Below are 1036 nucleotides of genomic sequence, written 5' to 3'. Positions count from 1 at the left end.
TCGGACGCCGGTGCGTTCGGCGCAGTCGGCGGCGGTGGCCAGGAAGGCGCCGAGCGCGCGGGGCGCGGGGGTGCGGGTGAGCAGGGCGGGCAGGAGCGCCGCCAGGACGGACCAGGCGGTGCGGTGCGCGCCGGTGTCGGCTGCGGTGGCGAGTGCGTCGCAGACGCGGTTGGGAGGGACGATGCCGCGGTCGATCAGTGCGAGCAGGTCCGCGGCGAGCAGGTCCGGGTCGAGGTGTCGGCGGGCGGCGAGCAGCAGCAGGGCGTCCACGGCGTGGGTGCGGTCGTCGCGGCTCTGGGCGCTGAGGCCGTAGGCGAGTATCAGGTGCAGGCCGGGTGAGCCGGCTTCGCCCGGTGCCTCGGCGAGCAGGGGCAGGACGCGGCAGGCTTCGCTGATGCCCCAGCCGTCGAGGTCCATTGCCGCCGCCACGAGTCCGGCGGCGAGGGTCTCGCGGTGGCCGGGGCAGGCGGCCAGCTGGTGGCTGGGACGCAGGTGGTGCCAGAAGCAGACCTCGGTGCCGGGTGCCAGGGGCCGGGCGAGGCGCTGGGTTTCGGGCTCGCGGCAGATGTCGTGCAGCGCGGGATGGGCCTGGATGTCGTACCGGATGTACCTGCCGGCTGACTCGTTCGACCGGTACCACCGCTGCTTCACCTTGGCGACGCGGCGTTCCAGCGGGGGCGGGGCGATCGGGCCGTCGGCCAGCAGGGCCGCCAGCCGGTCGCCGTGCTCGGTGCCCGACTGCCGGGCCCGGCTGATCGGCTCGGTGGGGTCGTCGGGGTGCTGGACGCGGAGCAGTGCCTGCTCGAAGTCGAGCGGTGCCGGCTGCACGCCGAAGCGGTCGTAGGCGGCGAGCCGGTCGAGCAGTTCGGCGGGGTCGAGCCGGCCGAAGTGGTCGCTGGGGGTGGCGAGCAGCAGGGGCAGCGGCTGGCCGGTCGCAAGGTGTTCTGCTGAGAGGTGTTCGGCTGCCTCACGCAGGCGGCCGTCGAGCAGGGCGGTGAAGCGCAGGTGCGGGCAGCTGTGGCCGTGCCGGCCGCCG

The 1036-nt window shown here is 75.3% G+C and carries 1 protein-coding gene; it reads right to left on the bottom strand.

Annotated elements, in window-relative coordinates:
• Positions 1-1036 (bottom strand): DUF7824 domain-containing protein (locus ACYVE9_RS28155; RefSeq protein ID WP_461030713.1); only part of this gene is annotated, 1036 nt, incomplete at both ends.

This window comes from Streptomyces sparsus, assembly GCF_054776295.1.
Note: the sequence above shows the minus strand (reverse complement) of the source record. Positions and strands in the feature narration are given on the sequence as shown.